We start from the raw sequence: 4,017 nt of genomic DNA, 5'->3' as shown, positions 1-4,017 counted from the left end.
TCCCGGGCGCAGGCCGGGGTCCAGTTGCGACCGTAGGACTGGACCCCGGCCTGCGCCGGGGAACAATATGGACCATGACGGGGGCGACTGGAATATGATCTTGCCGCCGCCCTAACGTGGCTGGCCACAGACGCAAGAAGCGGCGTTGATAATTGCAAGCCATTTGCAACAAGGGCTTGCGGGCAGATTCATGGTCCTCAGTGCTGGACCTTTGCGGAATTTTCGTTATGCGGACCCCCAACTAACAGACATCTTTCGAAGAGGCTCGACGAGCGATGGCCGAATTTGCGTTGCCCAAGAACAGCAAGATCAGCGGCAAGGGCGTGACCCATCCCGCGCCCGCCGGCGCGACCAATGTCCGCAGCTTCAAAGTCTATCGCTACGATCCCGACTCTGGCCAGAATCCGCGTTACGACACGTTCGAGATTGATCTGGACAGCTGCGGCCCGATGGTTCTGGACGCGCTGCTGAAGATCAAGAATGAATATGATCCCACGCTGACCTTCCGCCGGTCGTGCCGCGAAGGCATTTGCGGGTCCTGTTCGATGAACATGAACGGCCGCAATGGCCTCGCCTGCACCACCGCGATCGACGAATGCGCCGGCAAGGATGTGAAGATCACGCCGCTGCCGCACATGGACGTCATCAAGGATCTGGTGCCCGACTTCACCCATTTCTACGCCCAGTATAACTCGATCCAGCCCTGGCTGAAGACCGTGTCGCCGCCGCCGTCGGGCAAGGAGCGGCTCCAGTCGCCCGCCGATCGCGAAAAGCTGGACGGCCTTTATGAGTGCATCCTGTGCGCCTGCTGCTCGACCAGCTGCCCGAGCTACTGGTGGAACAGCGACAAGTTCCTCGGCCCGGCGATCCTGCTTCAGGCCTATCGCTGGTTGGCCGACAGCCGCGACGAATATACCGGTGAGCGTCTGGACGATCTGGAAGATCCGTTCCGCCTGTACCGTTGCCACACCATCATGAACTGCGCGAACGTCTGCCCCAAGGGCCTTTCGCCGGCCAAGGCGATTGCCGAAACCAAGAAGATGATGGTCGAACGGCAGCTGTAACTTGGCAAGCGACGGCGTTGCAGGCGGTCAACCGCTGACCGAAGGGAAATGGGCGGGCTGGGCCGCATGGTCCGACCCGCATCCCGATACTTTCCTTCAGGCGATCGGCCGCGGTTATATGCGCGCCGAAACGGCGACCAAGGCGCTGGTGGGGTTGGAAACGCGGTCCAGCCATCGCAACCGACTCGATACGCTGCATGGCGGTTTCCTCGCCGCCTTTGCCGACCATGCCTATTTCGGCGGCCTGTGGGCTATGGGGCATAAGGGTCAGATCAATGGCGTGACCATCGACCTCACCATGCAATATCTCGGTTCCGGCAAGGTCGGGCCGGATCTGTTTGCGGAGGTCGAAGTGCTGCGCGAAACCGGGCGGCTCTTCTTCCTGCGCATGCTCATCATCCAGGATGGTCAGCCGGTCGCGGCCTCCACCGCTACTGTGCGCAAGCCTTCATTGCCGAAATGACCAGCGTGATAGCCCGCTATGATGCGCTGGTGCAGGCCGGCGAATTGCGGCCCGATCCGGACCAGCGGGCCGCGGCCGAGCGACTCGACCGATTGCAGCAGGAACTGGAAGCCGCGCCGGCGCGCGGATCGACCCTGTGGAAATTGCTGCGCAAGCCGCCCGAGCCGCCACGCGGCCTTTATATGTGGGGCGGGGTAGGGCGCGGCAAATCGATGCTGATGGACCTGTTCTTCGACACGGTACATGTCCAGCGCAAGAAGCGCGCACATTTCCACGAATTCATGCTCGACGTCCATGCCCGCCTGGCACAGGCGCGCAAGTCGGAAACGGGCGACCCGATTCCGCCGGTGGTCGAATCGCTGGCGGACGAGGCGCGGCTGCTCTGCTTCGACGAGATGGTCGTCAACAATATGGCCGACGCGGCGATCATGTCGCGTCTGTTCACCGGATTGCTGGAAAAGCGGGTGACGATCGTCACCACGTCGAATCGCGAACCGGACGAACTCTACAAGAACGGCCTCAACCGTCAGCTCTTCCTGCCCTTCATCGACCTCATAAAGGTGAAGCTGGATGTGATGACGTTGAACGGTCCGGTGGATTATCGGCGCGACCGTCTGGGTGACGCGACCTTGTGGCATTGCCCCAACGGACCGGACGCGACGAAGGCCCTGTCCGAAGCCTTCTTCCGCCTGACCGACTTTTCGGTCGAGGATCGGGCGAAGGTGCCGTCGGAGGAACTGGTGGTGCAGGGCGGGCGCACCATGCATGTGCCCAAGAGCCTGAAGGGCGTCGCCGTCTTCTCCTTCAAGCGGCTATGCGCCGAAGCGCGGGGCGCGCCGGACTATCTGGCGATCGCACGCAAATATCATACGGTCATCATCGTCGGCATTCCGGTGCTGGGACCGGAAAAGCGCAATGAAGCCGCGCGCTTCGTGACGCTGATCGACTCGCTCTACGAATATAAGGTGAAGCTGCTGGCATCCGCCGATGCCGAGCCGATGCGCCTTTACCCCGAAGGCGACGGCGCGTTCGAATTCGAGCGGACCGTGTCGCGCCTCATGGAAATGCAGTCGGACGATTATCTGGCGCTGGGCCACGGGCCGAAATAAGCGGCCGGGCGTTTGCCCCACCAATCCCACGCATCAAACGACTCATCGCCGGACGGAATCCGCCTGTCCCATGTCGTGCGCGCCGTTCATCAGGACGCAATCTTATGGTGGAAAAACAGGTCGGGTGCCGTCGATCACGATGGCACCCGACAGGATACCTCTGCAGGGAAGGCTGAGGACCAGGGTAGAAGCCCTCAGCGACAGGGTGTGAATCGGTCTTAATGCAATTGCGAACGAATTGCAAAGATAATTTGCCTTTCAAGGATTTCGCCGTTGAAACCCCTGTTCGAAGGGCGTAGGCGAACCAGCAATTCCAGTAGTCAAGACTTGGAGGATGATTGCATATGGCCCGTAACAAGATTGCGCTTATCGGCGCAGGCAATATCGGCGGCACATTGGCGCACCTGGCGGCGCTCAAGGGTCTGGGCGATATCGTCCTGTTCGACGTCGTTGAGGGCGTGCCGCAGGGCAAGGCGCTCGATCTGTCGCAATGCGCTTCGGTCGAAGGCTTCGACGCGAAGATCACCGGTTCGAACGACTATGCCGATATCGCGGGCGCGGACGTCATCATCGTCACCGCCGGCGTGGCGCGCAAGCCGGGCATGAGCCGCGACGATCTGCTGGGCATCAACCTCAAGGTCATGAAGGCCGTGGGCGAAGGCATCGCCGCCAACGCCCCCGACGCTTTCGTCATCTGCATCACGAACCCGCTGGATGCCATGGTGTGGGCGCTGCGCGAATTTTCGGGCCTGCCGCACAACAAGGTCGTCGGGATGGCCGGCGTTCTGGACAGCTCGCGCTTCAACCACTTCCTGGCCGAAGAATTCCAGGTTTCGGCCAAGGACGTCACCAGCTTCGTTCTGGGCGGCCATGGCGACACGATGGTCCCGGTCATCGAATATTCGACCGTTGCCGGCATCCCCGTTCCCGACCTGATCAAGCAGGGCCGTTCGACGCAGGAGCGCATCGACGCCATCGTCGCGCGCACCCGTTCGGGCGGTGGCGAGATCGTCGCGCTGCTCAAGACCGGTTCGGCCTTCTACGCGCCCGCCACCAGCGCGATCGCCATGGCTGAATCCTATCTGGGCGACAAGAAGCGCCTGCTGCCCGCCGCCGCGAACCTGACCGGCCAGTATGGCATCGACAATCTCTATGTCGGCGTGCCGGTCATCATCGGCAAGGACGGCGTGGAGCAGGTCATCGAGATCGACCTGAACGACGAAGCCAAGGCGAACCTTCAGGTGTCGGTCGATGCCGTGAAGGAACTGCTGGAAGCGTGCAAGGGCATCGACCCCTCGCTGGCGTGAGCCTACCCAGTGACTGTTCCCCGGCGAAGGCCGGGGTCCAGTTGCGACACCTGAACTGGACCCCGGCCTTCGCC

At 62.0% G+C, this 4,017-nt stretch carries 4 protein-coding genes; all 4 read left to right on the top strand.

The genetic code is table 11. The features are described from left to right. Positions 1-275 precede the first annotated feature (275 nt). The 4 genes from F4U94_RS23810 (at position 276) to mdh (ending at position 3,943) form a co-directional block, all read left to right on the top strand. Entirely contained in the window at positions 276-1,064 is a 789-nt protein-coding gene (locus F4U94_RS23810) for a succinate dehydrogenase iron-sulfur subunit (RefSeq protein WP_056682788.1), read from the top strand. A 1-nt stretch (position 1,065) separates the two neighbouring features. Continuing rightward, a complete protein-coding gene (locus tag F4U94_RS23805) occupies positions 1,066-1,527 on the top strand; it encodes a PaaI family thioesterase (RefSeq protein WP_120249457.1) in 462 nt (153 codons plus the stop codon). Further along, the gene (gene zapE / locus F4U94_RS23800; protein WP_120249458.1) at positions 1,524-2,636 is read left to right on the top strand and encodes a cell division protein ZapE; all 1,113 of its coding nucleotides are present in this window, start codon (positions 1,524-1,526) and stop codon (positions 2,634-2,636) included. Before F4U94_RS23805 ends, zapE begins: the two co-directional genes overlap by 4 nt. A gap of 344 nt (positions 2,637-2,980) precedes the next feature. Beyond that, positions 2,981-3,943, top strand: a complete 963-nt coding sequence (gene mdh / locus F4U94_RS23795; RefSeq protein ID WP_120249459.1) for a malate dehydrogenase — start codon at positions 2,981-2,983, stop codon at positions 3,941-3,943. Positions 3,944-4,017: the final 74 nt, after the last annotated feature.

It is taken from the genome of Sphingobium limneticum, assembly GCF_008710155.1.
GTDB lineage: Bacteria > Pseudomonadota > Alphaproteobacteria > Sphingomonadales > Sphingomonadaceae > Sphingobium > Sphingobium limneticum.
Note: the sequence above shows the minus strand (reverse complement) of the source record. Positions and strands in the feature narration are given on the sequence as shown.